This window comes from Acidilutibacter cellobiosedens, assembly GCF_004103715.1.
Lineage (GTDB): Bacteria > Bacillota > Clostridia > Tissierellales > Acidilutibacteraceae > Acidilutibacter > Acidilutibacter cellobiosedens.
This window is the reverse complement of sequence record NZ_CP035282.1, coordinates 2,931,162-2,954,012: the sequence shown is the minus strand read 5'-3', so window position 1 is coordinate 2,954,012 and position 22,851 is coordinate 2,931,162. Positions and strand designations below refer to the sequence as shown.

Sequence of the window (22,851 nt, the reverse complement as noted above, 5' to 3'; positions counted from 1 at the left end):
TGGAGGGAAAAGGCAATATGCAAAATGTGAGAAAGTTTGAAAATGATGTACAACTTATAAAATATGAGGTTCTAAGAGAGGTCGCAAGATTTGCAATGGAGGGTACCCTTGAAGAAAAACTTGATACTATTCCATTAATTATAGATCCGGGTCCAGAGCCAAGGACCAGGTGTTGTATATATAAGGAAAGAGCAATAACTAAGGAAAGAGTAAAGCTTGCTATGGGAGGAAATAAAGAAAATAAGAATATAGTGGAAGTTATCGACATAGCATGTGACAGATGTCCCATAAACAGGTTCTTTGTAACGGAAGCATGTAGAGGATGTTTGGCTCATAGATGCAGTGAAGCGTGTCCGCGAGGTGCTATTTATCATGTAGGAGGAAGATCCTATATTGATCAGGATAAATGTGTTGAATGCGGCAGATGTAAAGAAGCTTGTCCTTATAATGCTATTGCGGATGTAATGAGGCCATGCAGAAAAGCCTGCGTTTCGGGAGCAATTAGTAATGATGAAAGCAAGAAAGCAGTAATAGATAATGATAAATGTATTCAATGTGGAGCTTGTGTTATACAATGTCCCTTTGGGGCAATAATGGACAAATCTTTTATAGTTGATGTAATAAAAATTCTCGATGAATCTAAAAAGAATAAAGATATTCATGTATATGCTATAATAGCACCAGCCATATCAAGTCAGTTTACCTATGCGAAAATTGAACAGGTGGTAAGCGGCATTAAAAAACTTGGATTTCATGATGTAGTAGAAGTAGCTTTGGGAGCTGATATGGTAGCTCTTAATGAGGCAGAAGAATTTAAAGAAACTGTTGAAGAAAAGGGATATGTAACTTCATCCTGTTGCCCTGCTTTTGTTTCTTATATAAAAAAATATTATCCTCAGCTTGCAGATAAAATATCAAATACCGTTTCTCCTATGATAGCTACGGCAAGGCTTATAAAGGATATAGACGATAAGGCAAAAGTAGTATTTATAGGGCCCTGTATTGCCAAAAAAGCGGAGATAACGGAAGGAGAACTGAAAGAAGATGTTGATTTTGTTATAACCTTTGAAGAGCTTGCAGCTATGTTGGATGCCGCAGAAATAAATTTAGCAGAATGTGGGGATGGAGAATTAAACAATGCTTCATATTTCGGAAGAATATTTGCAAGAAGCGGAGGAGTAACTGAGTCAATAAAACATGTAATAGAAGTTAAAAAGTTGGATGTAGATTTCACGCCTGTTCCTTGTGACGGATTGAAAGAATGCGACAAATCATTAAAAATGGCAAAGGTAAAAAGGCTTAACGGCAACTTTATAGAAGGAATGGCATGTCAGGGAGGATGCATTGCAGGTCCGGCAAGCCTTCATCATGGTCCAAAAGATAAAAATGAAGTGGACAAGTATGGAAAATTAGCTTTGGAAAAAGATATAGAAAGTTCTCTGAGGGTATTTGAAATAAAGAATATAGATTTAAATAGAAAATAATTTTTATTTAGTTTATGGGCTTTGTGACAGTCCGGATTGCTGTCACAAAGCCCATAAGTTTGATTTTCAAATATGATTCCACAGGTCTCATTGCTTACTTCAAATATATAATTATGTGCATTAAATTACCATATTTCATCTAACTTATCAGAATAAAATTCTATTGCTTTTTTATAATTTTTAATATTCTCATCTATAGATGTTTGAGCAATAGTATAAAGTAAAATTTCCATTGCTTTAGAATATTCTTTTAAATTGTATAAAGTTATTGCGTAAAAAACTTTCATGGCTTTATCCTGAGGGAATTTAACTAATCCGTCTTTAAATACTTCTTGTGATTCTTCATATTGGCCTAATGCTCTGTAGGTACTTCCTAAACCCAAATAGGCACCTCGCAATTCCTTATCGGGTAATCCTATGGAAATGGCCTTTTCATAATATTGTATTGCATTTTTTTCTAAAACCAAGGAATCAAAACTCCATGCGCACTGGTAATTAATCATTGGATCATCGGGATATTCATTTACAAGGTTTATTAAAATTTCATTTGATTCCTTTAGTTTTCCTTCTTTCCTCAATTTAATTGCTATTTCTAATTCCTTCAAAGTTAATTCCTCCATTACATAATATTCTCCAGCTATGCAGCAAAATAAAAATCTTTTTATTTTACTTCAGCAGGGAACAACCCTACTGAAGTTTTAATTCATTAATGCATTTGATTGCTCTTCTATAAATTGATTAGTATATAATTTATAGTAATATCCTTTTTTCTTAAGAAGATTTTCATGGTTTCCTTCCTCAATTACTTTTCCTTTACTAATAACCAAAATCCTGTCTACAGATCTAATGGTTGAAAGTCTATGAGCAATTATAAAACTTGTTCTGTCTTTTAAGACTTTATGAATAGTATTCTGAATTATTTTTTCAGTTTCCGTATCTATTGAAGAAGTAGCTTCATCTAATATAAATATTCTTGGATTTCTAATTACCGCTCTTGCAAAAGAGATAAGCTGCTTTTGCCCTGTTGAAAGAAGTCCTCCTCCTTCTCCCACGGGAGTTTCATATCCTTTCTCTAAATTGGATATAAACTCATGAGCATTTACAAGCTTACTTGCCTCTATAATTTCCTCATCAGTTGCATCCAATTTCCCGTATTTGATATTGTCTTTAATGGTTCCACTAAAAAGGTGGGGGGATTGAAGAACATATCCTAAATTTTCATGGACCCATATTTGAGGCATACTTTTATAATTGATTCCGTCGATTTCGATGTCTCCTTCCGTAGGTTCATAAAATCTGCACAGGAGATTAACTATTGTACTTTTCCCCGAACCCGTTTCTCCTACCAGAGCAATGTTTTCTCCTGATTCTACGTGGAGATTAAAATTATTTAATACCTTTTTTCCTTCTTTATAACAAAAAGAAACATTTTTAAATTTGATTTCTCCCTTAATTAAAGGCCAATTTTTTTCTTTAGGTTCAAAGAAATCTCCGTATTTTTCAGTTATTTCCGGTCTGTCTATAATTTCGGGCGTTTCGTTAACAAGGGAGAAAACCCTTTCTGCAGAAGCTTGAGCGGATTGAAGTTCTGCAAATATAGCAGCCAATTGTCTTACCGGTTCAAAGAACTGTATGGTATAAGACATAAATGCTATCAGGGTACCGTAGCTCATAACGTTATTCATAACACTTTTTCCACCAAAATTTATTGCAAGGGCGGTTCCTATACTTCCCAGAGTTAATACTATGGGAAGATATATGGCAGATAATGTCACGGCTCTAATAGAACTAACCTTCATTTTATTAGTGATATCAGAAAATTCCTCTAAATTTTTTTCTTCTCTGACTAAGGTCTTTGTAGTTTTAGCACCTTGAATATCTTCATTGAAAGAGGCAGTTATTTTAGAATTTATCTTTCTTACGTTTCTATAAGCTTTAAGTATTTTCTTTTGAAAATATAGACTTATTAAAATAAGGGGAGGTACTACGGAAAGAGTAATCAGTGCCAATTTCCAATTCATTATAAGCATTACAACCATTATAGTACCCATCAAAGTTATACCCCATATAAAATCTACAAGTCCCCAGGAAATTGTTTCGCTTAATCTTGCAATGTCTGAAGTCATCCTTGCCATTAACCATCCTACGGCTTTATGATCATAATAAGACAAAGGGAGTATTTGAAGCTTTTCAAATCCGATTTTTCTTATATTATATGCCATTCCCATTTCTATTTTACCTGCGGTAGATATGAGGAGATAAGCGTTTATGGCTTGTATTGCAACTAATAAAGCATAAAGAACTGAAAAATTAACAAATTTTTTGGTGCTTATGTTTGTTATCAAATTATCAACTGCCCATTTTGTCATAAGAGGAAAAACTGCATCTATTATTCCTACAAAAGCCATTACAATTATTAAAATCTTAAATTCTTTTTTATATGGTTTGCCAAAGGAAATAAAATTTTTCCAAAGAGCAATATTTATCTTTTCGTCTTTTTCATTTTCCATTAAGTACCACCTCTTTTATGCATTTTTTAAATTCATCTCATATTCATAATTCTCATGAGGACAACTTTGTATATCATATATTCTTTTATATAATCCGTCTTCTTTTAAAAGCTCATAATGGGTTCCCTGTTGAACAATATTTCCCTTATCCAATACTATAATTTTATCTGCTTCACAGACGGTAGATATCCTGTGTGAAATGATAAAAGTAGTAGATAAATTTCTCCTAAGATTTAAAGATTTTCTTATTGAAATATCCGTTTCCGTATCTACGGCACTTAAAGAATCGTCAAATACAACTATGGGACATTCGTTTATTATTGTTCTGGCAATGGCGATTCTCTGTTTCTGGCCTCCTGAAAGGGATACCCCTCTTTCACCTACGGCAGTTTCGTATCCGTTTTCAAAGGATAAAATATCTTTGTGGATACTTGCTACTTTTGCTGCTTCAAAGACTTTTCTGTCGTCCATCATTGGATTGGATAATTTAATATTTTCTTTAACCGTTTTGGCAAAGAGGAAAGGTTCTTGAAGTACTATTCCTACATTTTTTCTTATCCATTTTTTATCTATCTTATTAAGCTCTATGCCGTCTATGGTAATGGAACCGTCTTTATACTCATAGAGTCTTGCAAGAAGATAAACAAGAGAACTTTTACCTGAACCTGTGGGGCCTAATATGGCAACCGTTTCTCCTTTCTTAACATCAAAAGTTATATTATTAAGAATAGGTTTGTTTTTTTCATATTCGAAATATACATTATTGAATGATACATTTCCTTCTATTCTTGGCTTTTCATGGTTTTCTTCCATAATTTCAATTGGGTTTGAAAATATTTCACCAATCCTTTTTAACGAAACAAAAGCTTTACCCATATCTGTAAGGACTCTTCCCATTTGCCTTACAGGCCATAAGAGCATTTCTTCGTAGCTGACAAATGCCACCAAAGTCCCTAAAGATATATTGCCCCTTGATGTCCACAGACTTCCCACTATTAGTACCGCGCCAATTTGCATCATACACAAAAAGTCCGAACATCCCCAGTACCAAGCCAGAAGTTTTATCAATCTATATGTTAAATCCTTATAATTTTTATTTTTTTCATCAAACTTTCCTATTTCGTATTTTTCTCTTGCAAAGGCTTTAACCACCCTGATCCCCGTTAAATTTTCCTGAAGGACAGTGGACATTTTTCCTTCTGCCACATCACTTGCTTCGAAAGCGACTTTAACTTTTGAAAAAAATACTACTGCAAAAACAAATATTATGGGGACTGCGATCATTGATACCATTGTCATTTTTACATTCAAATTAAACATTATATAAGATACGAAAATCAGTGTAAATATGGAACCTCCTATTTCGACCAATTGAACGGCAAGAAATTTCCTCACGGTTTCAACATCGGAAGTGCACCGTTGAATTAATTCTCCTGTGTCAGCTTTTACATGGTATTCATAGGGAAGTTTTTGAATGTGATCGTATAATTCGTCCCTGACTTTTTTAGCGGTTTTTTCAGATGACTTGCTGGATAGAGTACTTTTATAGTATAAAAATATTCCCCGTAGGAGTGTTAATGATATTAAAAATCCTCCCATTACCCAAAGGTGTTCTTTGAGGTATTCTCTGCCTCCCAGAAAATTTATTATTTTTATTATATAAACAGAACTTATCGGGGTGTCTCCAATAATTGAATCAATAGTAGTTCTGATAAAAAGAGGAGTTAATACCGTAAAGAATGTTGCAAGAATTATACTTATAATTCCAAATAAATATATGGTTCTGCTTCCTTTCATAAAATTCCATAAAGATTTAATACTTTTCAACATATCGCCTCCTGTTATAAATAGAATAAAAAACCATAGAACAGATAAACTTTGATCCTATGGTTTTAAGCATTTATTCACAACAAAAAGTAAATTGAACTGATAAAGGAATAATGAAATACTTTTTATTTATAAAAGCTGAAAAGCCATAGGAATTTCACACCTATGGCTTTTTTGATCTAAATTATGTAATCATCAAAAAATAGGCATAGGCCGTGACATGAAATCTTTGCCGCCAAAGACAAACTTCTTTATGCTTAAAATTATACTGATACTTTTCATTTTCGCGACCTCCTTTTATTTTTAATGACATCTATTATTATACTTGTTATTTAAAAAAAATTCAATTATTATTTTTTAATATTTTATTATATGTAGAATACTTTGGGTATAGACTAAAATGTTAAATAATTATGAAAGGGGGAATTGATATGTTTCCTGCATTGTTTGTAGGGCATGGTTCACCTATGAACATAATAAGTGATAATGAGTATACAAAAGATCTTCTAAAGTTAAAAAAGGATTTGCCGGTTCCGGATGCTATTTTAGTAGTATCTGCTCATTGGCTTACCCGGGGAACTTATATAACGGGTTCCGAAGCTCCTGAACAGATATATGATTTTTATGGATTTCCTAAGGAATTGTATAAAATAAAATATCAGGCACCCGGTTCAAGAGAGATGGCTGAATTTATAAGAGGCACGGTAGGAGAAGAATATATAAAAATAGATGAAAACAGGGGAATAGATCATGCTGCTTGGGCAGTCTTAAAATTTATATACCCGGACGAAGATATTCCTGTATTGGAGATGAGTTTAGATCTAACTAAAAATACTTTTCAACATTATGAGTTAGGGAAAAAATTGTACTCCCTAAGAAAGCAGAAAATATTAGTTATTGGAAGCGGAAATATTGTTCATAATTTAAGAGCGGCTATCTTTAAAGAAAATGCTAAACCGTATGAATGGGCTATTGATTTTGATAATGCTGTAAAAGAAGATATTAATAAAAAAAATTTTAAGAGCTTAGTTAGTTATAAGGAATATGGGGATCTGTCAAGAAAAGCCGTCCCGACGGATGAACATTATCTGCCTATGATTTACTCTTTGGGCATGGTAAAAGAGGATGATAAAATAGAATATGTTCATGAGTCCATCCAAAATGGCAGTGTTTCCATGAGATGCTTTAAAATCGGGTAGTTTCAGAATTATAAAAAAGGCTTCTATATAAAGAAGAAATAAATTGAGGAAGCCTTTTTTGAAACCCATTTAACGGGAAATATATATTAAAGAAAAATAATGCCTTTCCATGAGTCATAATAAAAAAGATTTGGAGTTTTATGTCCAAATCTATGTATATGTTCATTTTTGGCATCATGAGTAATGAACTCCATGCCAAAAGAATGAACTAAAAATCCGTATTTTAATTAAATTTCAAATAGTTCTCTTCCCAAGACCACTCCGTTTACGCTGGCCTGCATAAGGCCTCTTGTAATACCGGCTCCATCTCCTCCTACATATAGTCCTTTTATATTTGTCTCAAATTTTTTATTTGTTTTTACTTTATTTGAGTAAAATTTAACTTCAACTCCGTATAAAAGTGTTTCATCACTGGCAATTCCCGGTGAAACATTGTCTAAAGCAGCAAGCATTTCATCTATATCCTTCATCAATCTATAGGGAAGTACTAAACTTAAGTCGCCGGGTACAGCATCTTTTAACGTAGGAATGATATTATTTCTATATAATTTTTCTTCGGTAGTTCTTCTTCCTCTTTTAAAGTCACCGTACCTTTGAACCAATATTTTATTTCCTGATAACATATTTCCTAACTTTGCAATATGCATTCCGTATTCTATAGGAGAATTAAAAGGCTTTGTAAAATGTTTTGTAACCAATAACGCAAAGTTGGTATTTTCGGTTTTTAAAGATTCGGATTTATAACTGTGACCATTAACAACGGCTAAATTTCCGTCATAATATTCTGTAGCAACTTCTCCTCCGGGGTTGGTACAAAATGTTCTTACTTTATCATCAAAAGTAGGGGTATAGTATATTAATTTACTCTCGTACATAGCATCGTTTAGTTCTTCCATTATTTCATTTCTGGTCTCCACTCTTACTCCGATGTCTACATCGCCTGTTTCCGTTTCTATATTGTGTTTGCTACACAAGTTTTTTAACCAATCTGAACCTTCTCTTCCCACACTTATAACTACAAGATCAGAGAAATATTCTTTATCAGCAATTATTCCCTTAACTTTGCCTGAATCATCGAGAATTATATCCTTTACAGGATTTCTGAAAGAAAAATCAACACCTATTTCTCTTAAATATTTTTCTATTTTTAAATAAATATTATAGCCTTCTTCAGTTCCCATATGTCTTATAGGACATTCTACCAATTTTAAATTGCTGATAATAGCTTTTTTGCGTATTTTGTCAATTTTATGCTTTGTGTTGATTCCGTAAATTTTTTTATCAGCTCCAAAATTTAAATATATGCTGTCAACATAGTTTATTAATTCCATGGTTTTTTCATAACCAATATATTCAGGGAGATTTCCGCCTACATTTGGAGAAAGGGATAATTTTCCGTCGGAATATGCTCCGGCTCCTGCAAACCCGGTTGTAATATTACATGGAGTACAATTTACACATACCCCTGTTTTTCTTTTCGGGCATATTCTTTTTTCAATAGAATTTCCTTTCTCTATCAATAAAATTTTTTCCTTTGGATTTAATTTTTTCATTTCAAGAGCTGTAAATATTCCACAAGGTCCAGCTCCTACAATTATTAAATCATATTTCATATTTTTTTAAACCTCCTAAAATTGTTTCCATAAATATCATACACTTTTTTCACATAAAAAGCCACCATATATTAACTAAACTACGTCGATATCATTAGAATTAGCAAAAGGAAAAGAGTTGTGGTATACTGATGATAAGAAAAAAGTCGACTTATATTAAAAATGATTGTAAAAGGTCTAAAAACGGTAAAAAATATAATAATTATAAATGTTTATTGAATAAAAGGAGGAATAAAAAATGCCTTTTAGAGATATTGTTCAACCCGATGTCATTAATATAGATAAAGGTTTAAGATTAAGAAACCCCGATGGACTTCAGTGGGAGACAGCATTGCCTTGGTATAAGAATCCAAAGATATTATATTACTCCGAGGGAATCACCGATAAAACTTACGATATGAATATAATAAATAGGATGTACGGATATTTAAGCAGTATCGGAGAACTATATTTTATTGAAGTATATGAAAAAGATATTTGGAAGGCTATTGGTGACGTTACTTTATCTGAACAAAATATGCCTATAGTAATAGGCGACGAAAAATACTGGAGTAAGGGAATAGGGAAAAAAGTCATTGGGAAACTCATAGGAAGAGCCAAATCTATAGGATTAACCAAAATATATATACCGGATATTTATTCTTATAATAACAGATCACAGAATTTATTTAAATCCATGGGATTTGTAGAAGTTGACAAAAGAGATAATGCAAGTTCATATGAATTGAAATTATAGATAAATATTTGTCCGGATAAAGGGATTGAGTATTTGTTTTTATAAATTTATATTATTTTGGGTCAAATTGGAGGAAGTCTTGATATGAACAGAAAAGAAAAAGTATATAATATATTGCAGATATTATCCGAAAATATAAATTTGAAAGATTTGAAAAATGGTAATTGTGGATTTGATGCAACTGAAATAGGAGAAAAATTGAATATCCTCAGAAACAATGTAAGTAAAGAATTAAATATCCTGGTTTCAGAAAATAGAGTTATAAAAATTATGGGAAAACCTGTTCATTATATAGATAAAAGGAGAATTGAAAAGATTTTAGGGAAAAAACTTAATAGAAATATAACAAAATTAGAGTCTATAGATTTATTATTAAAATCTGATTATAATTCTGATGACAAAGAGATTGAAGAAAATTCCGATATCTTTGAACATATTATAGGGGCTAATCAGAGTATGGAGGTTCCTATAAAACAAGCAAAGGCTGCCATTCTTTATCCGTCGGGAGGGATGCATACATTGCTGATTGGACCTACGGGAGTAGGAAAAACCATGTTCGCAGAAATGATGTATAAATATGCTGTACAGATAGGAAAGGTTAAACCAAAGGCGCAATTTATAGTTTTTAATTGTGCTAAATATGCTGAAAATCCTCAATTGATTTTATCCCAATTGTTCGGTCATGTTAAAGGTGCATTTACCGGTGCAGACCAGGACAAACCCGGGTTACTCGAAAAAGCTGACGGCGGAATATTATTACTTGACGAAGTTCACAGGCTTTCCCCGGAAAGTCAAGAAATGCTGTTTTATTTTATGGATAAGAATGTATACAGAAGATTGGGAGAAACGGAAAATATGAGAAGTGCCGATGTACTTCTTATAGCAGCCACAACGGAAGATGCGGATTCGGTCCTTTTAAAAACTTTTCTTAGAAGGATTCCTATGGTAATAAAAATACCGACTTTATCGGATAGGCCTCTTACAGAGAGGTACCGTTTAATAAAGCAGTTCTTCGGTGATCAAGTCAAATGTATGAATGTTCCCATAAAAGTTTATAAAGATGTAATAAAAGCCTTATTATTATATGATTGTACGGGAAATATAGGGCAGTTGAAAGCCGATATTCAATTGATGTGTGCAAGAGGCTTTTTAGAATATAAAACATATCATAAAAAAGTTGTTGAAATAGACACACCTTTGGTTCCCGAAAATGTATACCACGGACTTTTAAACAGCAGAGATAAAAGAGAGGAACTTGAAGATTTGCTGGATATTGATAATAAAGAATATTATAAATTTACTCAGAATAACAGTAGAGATCTTATTTCTATGGATGAATATGATGTTTCTGATGAAATTTATAAGGAAATAAACAACAAATATTATTTTTATGATCATCAAGGATGTTCAGAGACAGAGATAAACAGAAAAATGAATGAAATCATAGAAAAATATTTGAGAAGATTGATAAAGAAAATTGATATACAGGGAAAAATTTCAGATGAAAATAAGATATTTAAAATTGTAAGCCCGAGAGTCTATAATGCTGTAGAAATGGCTCTTGACATTGCAGAACGGAAATTAAAAAAGCATTACAGTAAAAATGTTACTATTGCTTTATCCATGCATATAAGTTCTTTAATAGAAAGAATTTCAGAAGGTAAGGTAGCTTACAACGAAAATTTGAACGAAATAGCAGTCAATCATCCTGATGAATATGATACAGCCAAATTGGTAAAGAGACTTTTGGAGGATAAATTAGACATAGAGATACCGGAAGAAGAAATAGGATTTATAGCAATCTTTTTATATGCGATTGATTCGGAGAATTCAAATAAAAAGATAGGAGTTATAGTTTTAGCCCATGGAAAGCATACTGCTTCCAGCATAGCAGATGTTGTTAATAGTCTTTTGGATACTGATGATTGCAAGTCTATAGATATGCCTCTTGATGAAAAAGTGGACAGTATACTGACTAAGGCAATTGAAATGGTAAAAAAGATTAATCAGGGGAAGGGAGTTTTAATATTAGTTGACATGGGTTCTCTTGTATCCTTTGAAGGAATAATAAAAAAGGAGACAAATATAGATGTAAGAGCTGTGGAAACAATTTCGACACCGGTGGTACTTGAAGCGGTAAGAAAATGTATGATTCCGGAAATGACTCTCAAACAACTGGTAGAAGATTTAAAATATTCTACTCCCTATATGGGAAGAAGCTTGAGCAACTTGTTAAAAGATAACAGGAAAACAAGAATTATAATTACAACTTGTGTGACAGGAGAAGGTACGGCAGTAAAACTTGCGGACCTTCTAAAAAATAATTTACCGGCTATAACAGCTTATAATATTGTCATAAAACCAATGAATATCTATAATGTGAATAATATAGAGATAGATGAGGAAGAAAATATCATTGCAGTTGTTGGAAGCGTTGATTTAAAAATTCCTGATGTTCCTTATATACCGATAAATGAGATATTAATTGGGAATGGGTTTATGGATATTAATAATATCATAGAAGGAGGAAATATTTATCATAGGATGGAATTAGAAAATGATATACAAATTCCTAACTTAACCGTAAAGATGATAGAAAATTCTCTTAATTTTTTAAATCCGGTTAAGGCTTACAATGCCATAAGCAGTTCTTATAGTAAACTTATAAAACTGTTGGAGGTAAAGGACAGAGATGACTTTAAAACAGCATTCATGCTTCATAGCTGTTGTATGGTTGAAAGAGCCTTAAAAAAAGAACCCCTTTCCTATGACAATATTGATGAATCTATAAGAAATGCTCCCATGCTTTACAAGAATATAAAGGAATCATTAAAGATAGTTGAAGAAACTTTCGGCATGGAAATTCCCGATACAGAAATCGGATATATAATGGATTTAATTGATACACATTTTGACGATACACATTAATACACATTAAACATATATCAAGTAGAAAAGAACAGCTTTTTGTATATTTGAAAAAAGCTGTTCTTTTCTTATGTTGACAGGCTGAAAAATTTAATACATGAGTTGGCATGTTAATTGCTTAATTTAATATACGAAAGGTAATAAACAGATAAATCATCACAGGGGAGGTGGCAAAAATTAAAGAGCATACAAGCCCATGGATAATAATACTTACCCATGGAGATGCAGGAAAAGAATTAGTAAAGAGTGCAGAAATGATTCTCGGAAAATTAAAGAATGTTTATACTTTTTCACTACTACCCAATATGTCTTTGAATGATTTCACTAATGACATAAAAAATGTTTTGGAAAAGGCACCAAAAGATACCTTAGTATTTGTAGATTTATTTGGAGGGACTCCATCTAATGTGGCTATTGCACTTTCAAGGGATTATGATATTTCTATTGTGAGCGGCTTAAATATTGCTATGCTGATAGAAGCAGATTCCTTAAGGGAAAACGGAGTCTGCGGAAAAGAATTAGCGGTGGCAGTAGCAAATGTAGGTAAAGAAGCATGTAAAGAGATAACTACCTTGTTTAAAAACCATGCTTAATAAAAATAAAAGAGGAGGGAAATAAATGGCTGATATTAGTCTTATAAGAATAGACTACAGGCTTATACACGGTCAGGTAATAACCAAATGGATGAAGAGAACAAATGCACAGCGTATAGAAGTAATAGATGATAAACTTTATCAAGATCCTTTTATGAGTAAGATATATATAATGGCAGCACCTCCTGGCGTTAAGGTTGAAATGCTCACCATAAAAGATGCAGTGGATTCATGGAATAAAAACAAAATGGGAGATGGTAAGTTATTAGTCTTATTTCAAAATGTAAGCAATGCTTTTTCCGCATGGGAAAAGGGCTTTCCGATTTCCAAAATTCAGATAGGAGGACTTGGTTCTGCTCCGGGAAGAAAAGTAGTATATAATCAAATAACCCTTAATAAAGAAGATGCAGATATCTTAACGGAAATGGAAAAAGGAGGTGTAGAGGTATTTTTCCAAACTGTTCCCGAAGATAAACCGGCAGAATTGCAAAAAATATTAAAAAAATTTAAATTCTAAAGGAAAGAATAACTATGAATCATAATTATCAAATTCATTTTCGACAGAATAAATATCAAATTAAAAATAATAAGTAAATTAAGATAAAAGGGAGGAGTATATGATGGGAAGCGAAATGACTGTAGTAAAAGCTCTGATTATCGCTTTAATTTATTGGATATCGCAAGCCAAAGTATGGTACGGATTTTCAATTATGAGGATGCCGTTATCAATTGCACCATTTATTGGACTTTTGTTCAACGATGTGCCGACTGCATTATCAGTTGGTGCTACATTACAAATGATTTATATAGGCTCAATTGCACCGGGAGGGAATCCACCGGCAGACGAAGGATTAGCATCATGCATTGCAATTCCCATTGCACTAACTTCAGGAATTGATCCTGTTGTAGCAGTATCTTTAGCCATTCCTTTGGGATTATTGGGTGTAGTGTTGGAAAATGTAAGAAAAACATTGAATTCCGGCTTTATTCATATGGCTGATAAGTATGCGGAAAATGGTGACGTAAAAGGAATAAGGAAAGCAGCAACAATCTATCCTCTTTTGCTCGCATTTCCTATGAGATTTATACCTGTATTTGTTGCTTGCCTGTATGGGCCTGAAGCAATTCAAGGTTTTGTCAGTGCTCTTCCGACTTGGGCAACTCAGGGCTTAGCTACAGCAGGTAATATATTGCCAGCATTGGGATTTGCCATAACTATGATTGTCATTGGGAAAAGGCAGTTTATTCCATTTTTTATTGCCGGCTATTTTTTAGTTGCTTATACAGGATTAAGTACTATAGGAGTTTCAATTTTCGGTATTTGTATCGTATTGATTCTTATGTTATTTTATAAAGATGCTACATTGGAGGAAGGAGGAAGATAATTATGGTAAAAAAAAGTGAACAGAAAATAAAAAATGAACTTATTACTAAAAAAGATATAAAAAAAGCTTGGTTTCATTGGAATGCTTTTTCTGAAACATCTTTAAACTTTGAAAGACTTCAGGCCTTGGCATTCTGTAATTCAATGTTAGATATTTTGAAAAAATTGTATCCGAACAAAGAAGATTTGTCAGAAGCACTCAAACGTCATTTAACAATGTATAATACGCAAGCTAATTGGGGAACCGTTATTAATGGTATTACGATTGCTTTGGAAGAAAAAGCTGCAAGTGAAACTGAAGAAGAGAAAAAAACCACAAATGAGTTAATTACAAGTCTAAAAACAGGATTGATGGGACCGATTGCCGGCATTGGAGATACTTTAGATTTCGGGACTTTTAGGCCGATTGTTATGGGAATTTGTATTCCTTTTGCAATGAATGGTTCTTTCTTTGGTTCATTAATTCCTCTGATTTATCAAGTAACTTATATGTGGTTTATCAGTAAGTTTGCAATACAAATAGGTTATCAGAAGGGAAAGAATTCAATTGTTGAGATATTACATTCAGGTAAAATCCGTAAGATTATTGCGGGTGCCGGAATGTTTGGGTTGTTTATGATGGGGGCATTGTCCGCGACCTATGTTAAAATTACAACTCCTTTAAAGATAACGACAGGGGGAGGAAATACTATTGTAATTCAGGATATGCTTGATAAAATTGTTCCGTCGTTATTACCAATTCTTGTTGTTTTTGCAATATACTTTTATATTCAAAAAAGGGGTCCGCACTATTTGCGAATTTTACTGTGTATTTTAGTTGCCAGTTTGGGACTGACCTTTTTAGGAGTTTTGTAATATGAGCAGGGGAAAAATTGTAATTACACCAAGACCGTTTAATACAAAAGGTATGTATTTTATCGATTTATTGGAATCAAGAGGATATGAGGTCGATTATAATTCATTAAATCGTAGATTTTTACATGAAGAACTGCTTGACAAGATTGAGGATGCCGATGCAATAATTACAGGAAATGATTTACTGAATGAGGAAATTCTCAAAGAATCAAAACAGTTAAAGGTGATATCAAAATATGGGGTTGGTTTGGACAACATTGATGTTAAGTATGCAAATAAAATGGGTATCAAAGTATGCAAAGCATTGGGAGCAAACTCAAGATCAGTTGCCGAAATGACAATATTGATGATGTTATCGGCATCCAGAGATTTTGTAAATATAAGTAACCAAGCAAAAAATGGTAATGAAGAAAGGGTTATCGGGCAAGAACTATACGGGAAAACTTTAGGAATCTTAGGGTTAGGTGCAATTGGGAAAAAAGTTGCCAAAATAGCTCTTAGTTTTGAAATGAAAGTAATTGCGTATGATCCGTATGTTATGCAGAGTGATTCTGAATTAATTGAACTTGTTTCCCAAAACAGACTTATTCAGGAATCGGATTATATAAGTTTGCATATACCGTTAACCGAAAATACGGCAGGAATTATTAATAAGTCCGTATTTGACCGAATGAAAGAAAGTGCTATTTTAATAAACAGTGCAAGAGCAGGATTGGTTGAAAACAAAGCCCTTTATCAAGCATTAACTGAAGGAAAAATTCGATACGTTATTGAAGATGTCGAATTAAAAGAACGGGATAAAGCTATTATTGATTTACCAAACTATAGCATTACACCCCATGCGGCATCTTTCACGGTTGAATCAGATAATAATACAATGAAAATTGCAGTTGATAATGTATTAAAAGTTTTAGAGGGAGGATCAATATGAAAAAATTAAAAGGTATTATAACAGCTATGGTTACACCATTTCATGAAGACGAAAGCCTTGATTTAGTTTCAGCGAAAAAGATGGCAAGATGGTTGGTTAGTAAAGGTGTTCATGGTTTATTTATAGCTGGGACAAATGGGGAATTTCACCTGCTTACCGATGATGAAAAGGTTGAGTTGACAAAGGCAATCGTTGAAGAGGTAGGTGGAGAAATTGTTATTTGTGCAGGTTCAGGTTGCTGCAGTACTATGCAAACGATTAATCTTACAAGAAGATTAGTTGATGCAGGGGCAGACTATATTTCTGTTGTTACACCATATTATTTGGTACCGACACAAGAAGATTTATATTTGCATTATAAAGCAATTGCTGATCAGACAGAAGCTAAAATTATTTTATATAATATACCCGGACAAACGGGAATTAACATTGAACCCAAGATTGTTGATAAATTAGCCGAATTACCCAATATAGTGGCAATTAAGGACAGCAGCGGAAACTTTGAGAATCAAAAGGAATATATTAAGATTTCAAAACATAAAGACTTTATGGTGCTTAACGGTTCGGATTCCTTAATGTTAGACGCATTTAAAGCAGGCGCGGTTGCCAGTGTCGCGGCAACTTCCAATGTTTTACCTGATATTGAGGTAAAGTTGTATGATGAGTATTTAAAAGGTGATTTGGTAAAAGCCCAAGAGCAAAGGAATAAAATAGATTTATTAAGAATGAATTTAAAAAAATGTGTAGCACCCAGTGTTATGAAAGCAACATTGAATCTAATGGGAATTCAAGCCGGGATAACAAGAAAACCAATCAGTATGCCGAAAGACGAAGTGATTAATGATATTAAAAATATGATAAAAGCCTATGATTTATAATACAGTATATAGTTTTGAATTATATTTATTAATTAAATAGCCAAATTATTTAATATTCTTTGGTATAATAAAGTATATAGGAATACTTTTATCATATCAAAGAATATTTTTTACAATGAACAGGAAAATTTTACATATAAAAATTAGTTAAAAAGGGTTTTCATATAAAGTTTGGTATGGTAAAAATAAAATTACTTTTTAAATATAAAGGAAGGAATTAAAATTATGAAGATGAAAGTAGCAGTAATGGAAGATATAAAAAAGATGAGTGTAAAAGAAATGGATGTGCCGGAAGTTGGAGCGGGAGAAGTGTTAGTGAAGATTTATCAATGTAATATATGTACGACGGATTGGCAGACATGGGCAGGACTTCGTAAATCTCAGGGAAGAAAGTTACCATGGGTGCCCGGCCATGAAATGTCGGGAGAAATAATAGAAATAGGAGAAAATGTAAGGCCTGAATTGAAAGTAGGTATGCATGTAGGATTTATTGCTCAGGGAAGCAGAGCATGCGGAGAATGTTTTTATTGTCGTATGGGGCATACGAGCAGATGCCTTAATAAGCCGAAACAAATTGAAATTGATGGTATTGAAGGATATTTTGGAATGGCTCAATACTTTGTCGTAAATTCAAAGAGAGTTTTAAAGTTGGGGGACGATTTGCCATATGAGGAAGGCGGTTACTTAGAACCTACTTCCACAGCAGTTCATGGAATAAAAAGGCTCAGAGTAAAGCCAAATGATAATGTTCTTGTAATAGGAGCAGGTAATTTGGGACTTGTTAATGCACAAGTGGCGAAAATATACGGAGGGAATGTACTTGTAAGTGAAATTAATGAAGAAAGATGTAAAATAGCCCAGTCCCTTGGTTTAGCGACTATAAATCCGTCTAAGGAGGATATAGCTAAAAGAGTTGAAGAAATAACAGAGGGAAGGGGAATGGATGCGGTTATACTTGCAGTTGGAAATACTAAAGCCAACGACCAGGGGATACAATTGCTTTCAACAATGGGAAGAATATTATTCTTTGCATCTGGCTATCCCACTCCGGAACTTAATATAGATTCAAATAAGATTCATTATAACGAATATGAGCTTATAGGAACTTATGGAGCGGATTTTTCGGATTATGTGATAGCTGCGGATCTGCTCAGCAAAAGGCTTGTAAAAGTAGATAAAATGATTTCATATAAAGTTCCTATTAATGAAGTTCAGAGGGCTTTTGAGCTTGCAGCTACTCCGGGTAATTATCGTGTTTCAGTATCCATGTGGTAATCGTATGCTTATCTAATATTGTATATTTGGTTGGAAGGAGAAATAAATGATTATCTCGGAAAGATAATACCGAATCCGATTCCTCCTTTAGTTGCTATACCGACAACGGCAGGAACAGGTTCTGAGGTTACTCAATTTACAATAATATCTGATACAAAAAGGGATATAAAGATGCTCCTTAAGGGACCTTGTTTGATTCCGAAGTTAGCAGTAATAGATCCGTTCTTTACATTGTCTGCTCCGCCTAAAGTGACTTCTTCTACCGGATTGGATGCTTTGACTCATGCAATTGAAGCTTATACATCGAAAAAGGCTCAGCCTTTATCCGATATCTTTGCAATTTCCGCAGTAAAAAGAATATTTAAAAATTTGTTAAAAACGTATAATAACGGAAAGGATACTGATGCCAGAAGGGAAATGTCCATAGCAGCTCTTGAAGCAGGTATTGCATTTAACAACTCCTCCGTGACGATAGTTCATGGAATGAGCAGACCTATCGGTGCCATTTTTCATATTCCTCACGGGCTGTCTAATGCAATGCTGCTTAATAATTGCCTTGAATTTGCACTAAAAGGAGCAGTTGAAAGATTTTGCGATTTAGCAAAGGCCATAGGAACATATAAAGAAGGGATGACTGAATTGGAAGGAGGGCAGTCTTTTATTAATTCAGTAGGGAAACTATGCAGTGATTTAAATATCCAGACTCTTGAAGAGTTTGGAGTAGATAGAAATGAATATTTTGGAAGTTTGGATAAAATGGCAGAAGACGCACTACAAAGCGGAAGTCCGCAAAACACGAGAAGAAACCCTCAAAAGGAAGATATAGTTAAAATTTACAGATCACTATGGAAATAAGATACTATAGAGAAGGCTGCTACAAAATTAATTTTGTAGCAGCCTATTTTTGCAAGTTAGCTTTTATAGTGATACCAATAATTAAAACCTTACAAAATTTTTTAAAAATCCATTCTTTTTTTTATCCTTGTGAATTTCATGAAATTCATTTATATTAATTTTTTTATTTTCACAAAGTTTTAGGATCTCTTCTCTTATTTCACAAGGAATTCTGGCCGCTGTTCCACAGCTTGAGCTTACTTGTCTGGGTACAGGCATGAGCTTTATTGAAATATGTTCCTTTTTCATTTCTGATTCAAAAGACAGAGCTTCCTGGATATTGTGAAAAGTTATAACACAGTAGAAATCATCCATATATTTCACCTATTTTTTTATGTGAATTGTATATTCTTTATCTTTTTCCTTTACATCTACTTTGTATCCCTTACTTTTTACGAATCGAATTATATTTTCCTTAGCTACATCCAAATCCACAAGTATTTTAAATTCTCCGCCGGGATTATTGTCTATAGCCTTTTTTGTCATTATAACAGGTTCGGGACATGATCTTCCCCTTGCATCCACAATGTTAGGCATTCTTTTCAACCTCCTTTGATACTCTTTCCTGACCTTGTACATTTTTAATTACACTGTATCCGATGAATAAAACTACAATAAATCCAATAATTACAGCTAACTTTCCGTTAAAAGGAACACCCTTTGGACTGGCTGCAATTTGAAAATTGTGGGCCAAAGCGGCGCCAACTATAAGTCCAAACACAGTGATTCCCGAATCGGTATCTCCTTCAGAAGCCAATATAGTTTGTCTTAACGGGCATCCTCCGAGGAAAATGGAGCATATTCCCACAAGAGACATGCCTAAAAAGTTCCATAGGGATTCGGTATGTGCAATGGGTTGATTTGCAAAGCCTATATGAAATGTATCGAAATTTAAAATAAGATTGCCAACTAAATTGAAAATAAATATTCCTATTATTCCCCATAAAAAATGGTAGTCTTTAATGAGCAAGACATCTCTGAATCCGCCTGCAGTACATATTCTACTCCTCTGAAGAATCAAACCTACTATTATTCCGAGAATCAGCGATAATATTATGGGTGCTCTCATAGAACCCGGGCCTTCCGTACTGAAAGATATAAAAGATGGTTTTACAATTAAGAATATAAGTAAGATTATTGCGAAGATTGGTATAACATACCCTGAAATTTTTGTTTGGTTAAAGCTCCTTCCCAAGGAATAGCCTTTTTTGATAAATTGTATTCCGATAAATATTCCGAAAACGTATCCAATGAGTCCAATCAAAGCGTTTAGGTCCCCGTTGGCAAGCCTTAGTATCATTCTTAGGGGGCATCCTAAGAATACCAATGTACCAAACATTAAAAAGACTGATAAAATAAATCTTATTATAGGAGATGAACCTCCCCTTGATCTAAATTCCCCCTTTAAAGATGCTGCTATAAATCCTCCGAATATAAACCCGATTATTTCAGGCCTTATATATCGGACAGTTTCTGTGCCATGGAGACCTAACGCTCCGGCAATATCCCGATAAAAACAAGCTATACATATTCCCATATTGGCGGGATTTCCAAATTTCATGAGAATAGCTGCAATTAAGCCTATAATACCTCCACAGATGAATATCTTTTTATTACTTCCCAATTTTAATTCCCTCCTTTGTATTATTTGTCCAAATAAATTATATAATAGTAGAAAGATTAAGAAAAATAAGAAATATCTATATCATTTAAATAAATATAAATTTTATCTATTTTAATTATAATAAATAGGATGATTTGAAGATTTTATTGAAAAAAGGGTATAAAAGTTGTATAAATAATTAAGAAAAAGTAATATATAATCGTAAGAAAGGAAGATGAGATTATGATACCTAAAAATGCGCAGCTTTTTAAAGAAATACTTAAATCTTATTACGAAGGAGTATTAGATGAAAAAATTGAAGAATTAACTAAAGATGAAGAAGTAGATAAAGAGATTTTGGCAAGAAGAATATCCGCAATATGCGGAGTTGAAGTTGAATATGGGAAGGATTTTTCCTCTCAGTTAAAAGAAGCATTAAAAAATTATATACAATCAAACAAGGTGATAGTTAATACCCATGATTGTGTGGCTGACTGTGTAACGGTAAACGGGAAGACTATTTGTGAGAATGCCTGTCCTTTTAATGCAATAATTATAAATAAGGAAACTTCACAAGCTGAAATAAATGAAAGAGATTGTGTGAACTGCGGAATATGCGTTGATATATGTAAAAGAGAAAATTTTATTGATAAGATTGAATTTATTCCTCTTCAAGAAATTATAAAAGAGAATAAGAAGGTAATAGCAGCAGTAGCACCTGCCATATCAGGCCAATTTGGACCAGATGTATCTATAGGACAAATAAGATCGGCATTGAAGGCTATAGGTTTTGCCGATATGGTAGAAGTGGCATTTTTTGCTGACATGCTTACAATAAAAGAAGCCTCCGAATTTAACAAGTTTGTTTCCGAAAAAGAAGATTTTATGCTTTCTTCTTGCTGTTGTCCCATTTGGATAGGAATGATAAAGAAAAAATTTAATGAATTAATAAAATATACATCTCCTTCGGTTTCCCCAATGATTGCAGCAGGGAGAGTAATTAAGGCAATAGATCCTGAGTGCAAAGTAGTATTTATAGGTCCTTGTATAGCGAAAAAGGCAGAAGCGAAGATGGAAGATATAAAAGGAGCCATTGATTATGTCCTTACATTTACGGAATTGAAAGATATTTTTGATGTTTTGGATATACATCTTGAAAAGCTCCCTGAAGAATTATCCACTCAATATTCATCAAAAGGAGGAAGAATATATGCAAGAGTTGGAGGAGTGTCTGAAGCGGTAAGAGAGGCTTTAAATGAGATGTTTCCCGATAAAATATCTTTGTTCACCTCGGACAAGGCAAGCGGAGTCCCCGAATGCAGAAAGATGCTTTCAGATATTACAGAAGGGAAAATAAGTGCAAGATTTTTGGAAGGAATGGGTTGCATAGGAGGTTGTGTAGGAGGACCGAAAGCCATAGTTCCAAAAGAAGAAGGCAAGAAAGCAGTAGATAAATATGGAGACGATTCAAAAATTAAGATATCCGTGTATAATGAAATAATGAATCAGTTCCTTAATGAATTGGGTATAAAATCTCTGAATGATTTTGAAAACAAAGAAAAGATATCAATATTTGAGAGAGAACTGTGATAACTTATATGTATACTCATGAAAGATGTATTTAAAATATGTTCTAAAAATAGAGTATATCTTTGGAGCCTGAGCCTCAGGCTCTTTTTTTAATCCATAGGAAATTATGCACTTCCTTTTAATAGAAAAAATTTTAAATTTAGTTTAGTCATAATTTACGACATTTTTTTTATTCCTTGTTTTATAAGAAAAATTTATCAAAAAAATGAGGATATAAGGATATCAAAAAATATGTCGCTTTTTATTGATAATCAAATAGTTGTCATTTCCTATATAAATTTATCTTTTCGATTTGTTGTGAAATAATAACCGAGATATAAATATTTTTCAAAATATAAAATCTTATTTAAATTTAAATACACATATTACTTTTAATAGAAATTTTTAGTATAACATTTTTCCAGAATAAGGTTGTGTCGCTAAAAGATATTTCAAAATCTATTAATAAAATATATTTTACGATAAATTTTTAAAGTTTATCTATGAAAAAGACTTTTTTAAAACGATTATAACTCCATTAAAAATTTACATATATACAATTTTAAATTTTG

The 22,851-nt window shown here is 32.9% G+C and carries 20 protein-coding genes; 13 read left to right on the top strand and 7 right to left on the bottom strand.

Annotation, left to right across the window (positions count from 1 at the left end):
• The first annotated feature begins 17 nt into the window (after positions 1-17).
• Positions 18-1,484, top strand: coding sequence for a 4Fe-4S dicluster domain-containing protein (locus EQM13_RS14185; protein ID WP_128753045.1), 1,467 nt, complete (start codon positions 18-20; stop codon positions 1,482-1,484).
• Positions 1,485-1,609: 125 nt separating this feature from the next.
• On the opposite strand, the gene EQM13_RS14180 is transcribed toward EQM13_RS14185, so the two are convergent.
• The 3 genes from EQM13_RS14180 to EQM13_RS14170 all read right to left on the bottom strand — a co-directional run bounded on the left by EQM13_RS14180 (position 1,610) and on the right by EQM13_RS14170 (position 5,821).
• The gene (locus EQM13_RS14180; protein ID WP_206172716.1) at positions 1,610-2,089 is read right to left on the bottom strand and encodes a tetratricopeptide repeat protein; all 480 of its coding nucleotides are present in this window, start codon (positions 2,087-2,089) and stop codon (positions 1,610-1,612) included.
• A 93-nt stretch (positions 2,090-2,182) separates the two neighbouring features.
• On the bottom strand, positions 2,183-3,994 hold the full coding sequence (locus tag EQM13_RS14175) for an ABC transporter ATP-binding protein (RefSeq protein ID WP_114218435.1): 1,812 nt from the start codon (positions 3,992-3,994) through the stop codon (positions 2,183-2,185).
• Positions 3,995-4,009: 15 nt separating this feature from the next.
• Complete coding sequence (locus EQM13_RS14170; protein WP_071140259.1) at positions 4,010-5,821, bottom strand: ABC transporter ATP-binding protein; 1,812 nt, start codon at positions 5,819-5,821, stop codon at positions 4,010-4,012.
• Positions 5,822-6,252: 431 nt separating this feature from the next.
• Here EQM13_RS14170 and ygiD point away from each other — a divergent pair, with 431 nt between their 5' ends.
• Positions 6,253-7,020: a 4,5-DOPA-extradiol-dioxygenase gene (gene ygiD / locus EQM13_RS14165; protein WP_071140249.1), complete on the top strand. Its 768-nt coding sequence runs from the start codon at positions 6,253-6,255 to the stop codon at positions 7,018-7,020.
• 227 nt (positions 7,021-7,247) lie between these two features.
• Here the strand turns inward: ygiD and EQM13_RS14160 are convergent, their stop codons facing one another.
• Complete coding sequence (locus EQM13_RS14160; protein ID WP_114218436.1) at positions 7,248-8,633, bottom strand: NAD(P)/FAD-dependent oxidoreductase; 1,386 nt, start codon at positions 8,631-8,633, stop codon at positions 7,248-7,250.
• A 238-nt stretch (positions 8,634-8,871) separates the two neighbouring features.
• Between EQM13_RS14160 and EQM13_RS14155 the strand changes: the two genes are divergently transcribed.
• The 10 genes from EQM13_RS14155 (at position 8,872) to EQM13_RS14110 (ending at position 19,068) form a co-directional block, all read left to right on the top strand.
• Positions 8,872-9,369, top strand: coding sequence for a GNAT family N-acetyltransferase (locus tag EQM13_RS14155; RefSeq protein WP_206172715.1), 498 nt, complete (start codon positions 8,872-8,874; stop codon positions 9,367-9,369).
• 84 nt (positions 9,370-9,453) lie between these two features.
• Entirely contained in the window at positions 9,454-12,297 is a 2,844-nt protein-coding gene (locus tag EQM13_RS14150) for a sigma 54-interacting transcriptional regulator (protein WP_114218437.1), read from the top strand.
• A 167-nt stretch (positions 12,298-12,464) separates the two neighbouring features.
• A complete protein-coding gene (locus EQM13_RS14145; RefSeq protein ID WP_206172714.1) occupies positions 12,465-12,890 on the top strand; it encodes a PTS sugar transporter subunit IIA in 426 nt (141 codons plus the stop codon).
• Positions 12,891-12,915: 25 nt separating this feature from the next.
• Entirely contained in the window at positions 12,916-13,407 is a 492-nt protein-coding gene (locus tag EQM13_RS14140; protein ID WP_128753044.1) for a PTS system mannose/fructose/N-acetylgalactosamine-transporter subunit IIB, read from the top strand.
• Between the two features lie 103 nt (positions 13,408-13,510).
• A complete protein-coding gene (locus EQM13_RS14135; RefSeq protein WP_206172713.1) occupies positions 13,511-14,275 on the top strand; it encodes a PTS mannose/fructose/sorbose/N-acetylgalactosamine transporter subunit IIC in 765 nt (254 codons plus the stop codon).
• 2 nt (positions 14,276-14,277) lie between these two features.
• Entirely contained in the window at positions 14,278-15,129 is an 852-nt protein-coding gene (locus EQM13_RS14130; protein WP_128753043.1) for a PTS system mannose/fructose/sorbose family transporter subunit IID, read from the top strand.
• A 1-nt stretch (position 15,130) separates the two neighbouring features.
• A complete protein-coding gene (locus tag EQM13_RS14125) occupies positions 15,131-16,060 on the top strand; it encodes a phosphoglycerate dehydrogenase (protein ID WP_128753042.1) in 930 nt (309 codons plus the stop codon).
• Positions 16,057-16,938: a 4-hydroxy-tetrahydrodipicolinate synthase gene (dapA, locus tag EQM13_RS14120; RefSeq protein WP_128753041.1), complete on the top strand. Its 882-nt coding sequence runs from the start codon at positions 16,057-16,059 to the stop codon at positions 16,936-16,938. The genes EQM13_RS14125 and dapA overlap by 4 nt, the downstream gene beginning before the upstream one ends.
• A 225-nt stretch (positions 16,939-17,163) precedes the next feature.
• The gene (locus tag EQM13_RS14115; RefSeq protein ID WP_071140256.1) at positions 17,164-18,213 is read left to right on the top strand and encodes a zinc-dependent alcohol dehydrogenase; all 1,050 of its coding nucleotides are present in this window, start codon (positions 17,164-17,166) and stop codon (positions 18,211-18,213) included.
• An 18-nt stretch (positions 18,214-18,231) separates the two neighbouring features.
• The gene (locus EQM13_RS14110; RefSeq protein ID WP_206172712.1) at positions 18,232-19,068 is read left to right on the top strand and encodes an iron-containing alcohol dehydrogenase; all 837 of its coding nucleotides are present in this window, start codon (positions 18,232-18,234) and stop codon (positions 19,066-19,068) included.
• An 81-nt stretch (positions 19,069-19,149) separates the two neighbouring features.
• On the opposite strand, the gene EQM13_RS14105 is transcribed toward EQM13_RS14110, so the two are convergent.
• Genes EQM13_RS14105 through yedE form a run of 3 tightly spaced genes read right to left on the bottom strand, consistent with a single transcriptional unit; the run spans position 19,150 to position 20,731 of the window.
• Positions 19,150-19,422, bottom strand: coding sequence for a DUF3343 domain-containing protein (locus EQM13_RS14105; protein WP_071140848.1), 273 nt, complete (start codon positions 19,420-19,422; stop codon positions 19,150-19,152).
• A gap of 9 nt (positions 19,423-19,431) precedes the next feature.
• Positions 19,432-19,644 (bottom strand): sulfurtransferase TusA family protein, encoded by a 213-nt coding sequence (locus tag EQM13_RS14100; protein WP_071140849.1) that lies wholly within the window; start codon positions 19,642-19,644, stop codon positions 19,432-19,434.
• A complete protein-coding gene (yedE, locus tag EQM13_RS14095) occupies positions 19,637-20,731 on the bottom strand; it encodes a YedE family putative selenium transporter (protein ID WP_128753039.1) in 1,095 nt (364 codons plus the stop codon). Before yedE ends, EQM13_RS14100 begins: the two co-directional genes overlap by 8 nt.
• 222 nt (positions 20,732-20,953) lie before the next feature.
• Here yedE and EQM13_RS14090 point away from each other — a divergent pair, with 222 nt between their 5' ends.
• Complete coding sequence (locus EQM13_RS14090) at positions 20,954-22,300, top strand: [Fe-Fe] hydrogenase large subunit C-terminal domain-containing protein (RefSeq protein WP_128753038.1); 1,347 nt, start codon at positions 20,954-20,956, stop codon at positions 22,298-22,300.
• Positions 22,301-22,851: the final 551 nt, after the last annotated feature.

Excerpts from the sequence above, each read along its gene's own strand:
- EQM13_RS14185 (WP_128753045.1), top strand. The coding sequence starts at position 18 with ATGCAAAATGTGAGAAAGTTTGAAAATGATGTACAACTTATAAAATAT.
- EQM13_RS14175 (WP_114218435.1), bottom strand. The coding sequence starts at position 3,994 with ATGGAAAATGAAAAAGACGAAAAGATAAATATTGCTCTTTGGAAAAAT.
- ygiD (WP_071140249.1), top strand. The coding sequence starts at position 6,253 with ATGTTTCCTGCATTGTTTGTAGGGCATGGTTCACCTATGAACATAATA.
- EQM13_RS14160 (WP_114218436.1), bottom strand. The coding sequence starts at position 8,633 with ATGAAATATGATTTAATAATTGTAGGAGCTGGACCTTGTGGAATATTT.
- EQM13_RS14155 (WP_206172715.1), top strand. The coding sequence starts at position 8,872 with ATGCCTTTTAGAGATATTGTTCAACCCGATGTCATTAATATAGATAAA.
- EQM13_RS14150 (WP_114218437.1), top strand. The coding sequence starts at position 9,454 with ATGAACAGAAAAGAAAAAGTATATAATATATTGCAGATATTATCCGAA.
- EQM13_RS14140 (WP_128753044.1), top strand. The coding sequence starts at position 12,916 with ATGGCTGATATTAGTCTTATAAGAATAGACTACAGGCTTATACACGGT.
- EQM13_RS14135 (WP_206172713.1), top strand. The coding sequence starts at position 13,511 with ATGGGAAGCGAAATGACTGTAGTAAAAGCTCTGATTATCGCTTTAATT.
- EQM13_RS14130 (WP_128753043.1), top strand. The coding sequence starts at position 14,278 with ATGGTAAAAAAAAGTGAACAGAAAATAAAAAATGAACTTATTACTAAA.
- EQM13_RS14125 (WP_128753042.1), top strand. The coding sequence starts at position 15,131 with ATGAGCAGGGGAAAAATTGTAATTACACCAAGACCGTTTAATACAAAA.
- dapA (WP_128753041.1), top strand. The coding sequence starts at position 16,057 with ATGAAAAAATTAAAAGGTATTATAACAGCTATGGTTACACCATTTCAT.
- EQM13_RS14115 (WP_071140256.1), top strand. The coding sequence starts at position 17,164 with ATGAAGATGAAAGTAGCAGTAATGGAAGATATAAAAAAGATGAGTGTA.
- EQM13_RS14105 (WP_071140848.1), bottom strand. The coding sequence starts at position 19,422 with ATGGATGATTTCTACTGTGTTATAACTTTTCACAATATCCAGGAAGCT.
- EQM13_RS14100 (WP_071140849.1), bottom strand. The coding sequence starts at position 19,644 with ATGCCTAACATTGTGGATGCAAGGGGAAGATCATGTCCCGAACCTGTT.
- EQM13_RS14090 (WP_128753038.1), top strand. The coding sequence starts at position 20,954 with ATGATACCTAAAAATGCGCAGCTTTTTAAAGAAATACTTAAATCTTAT.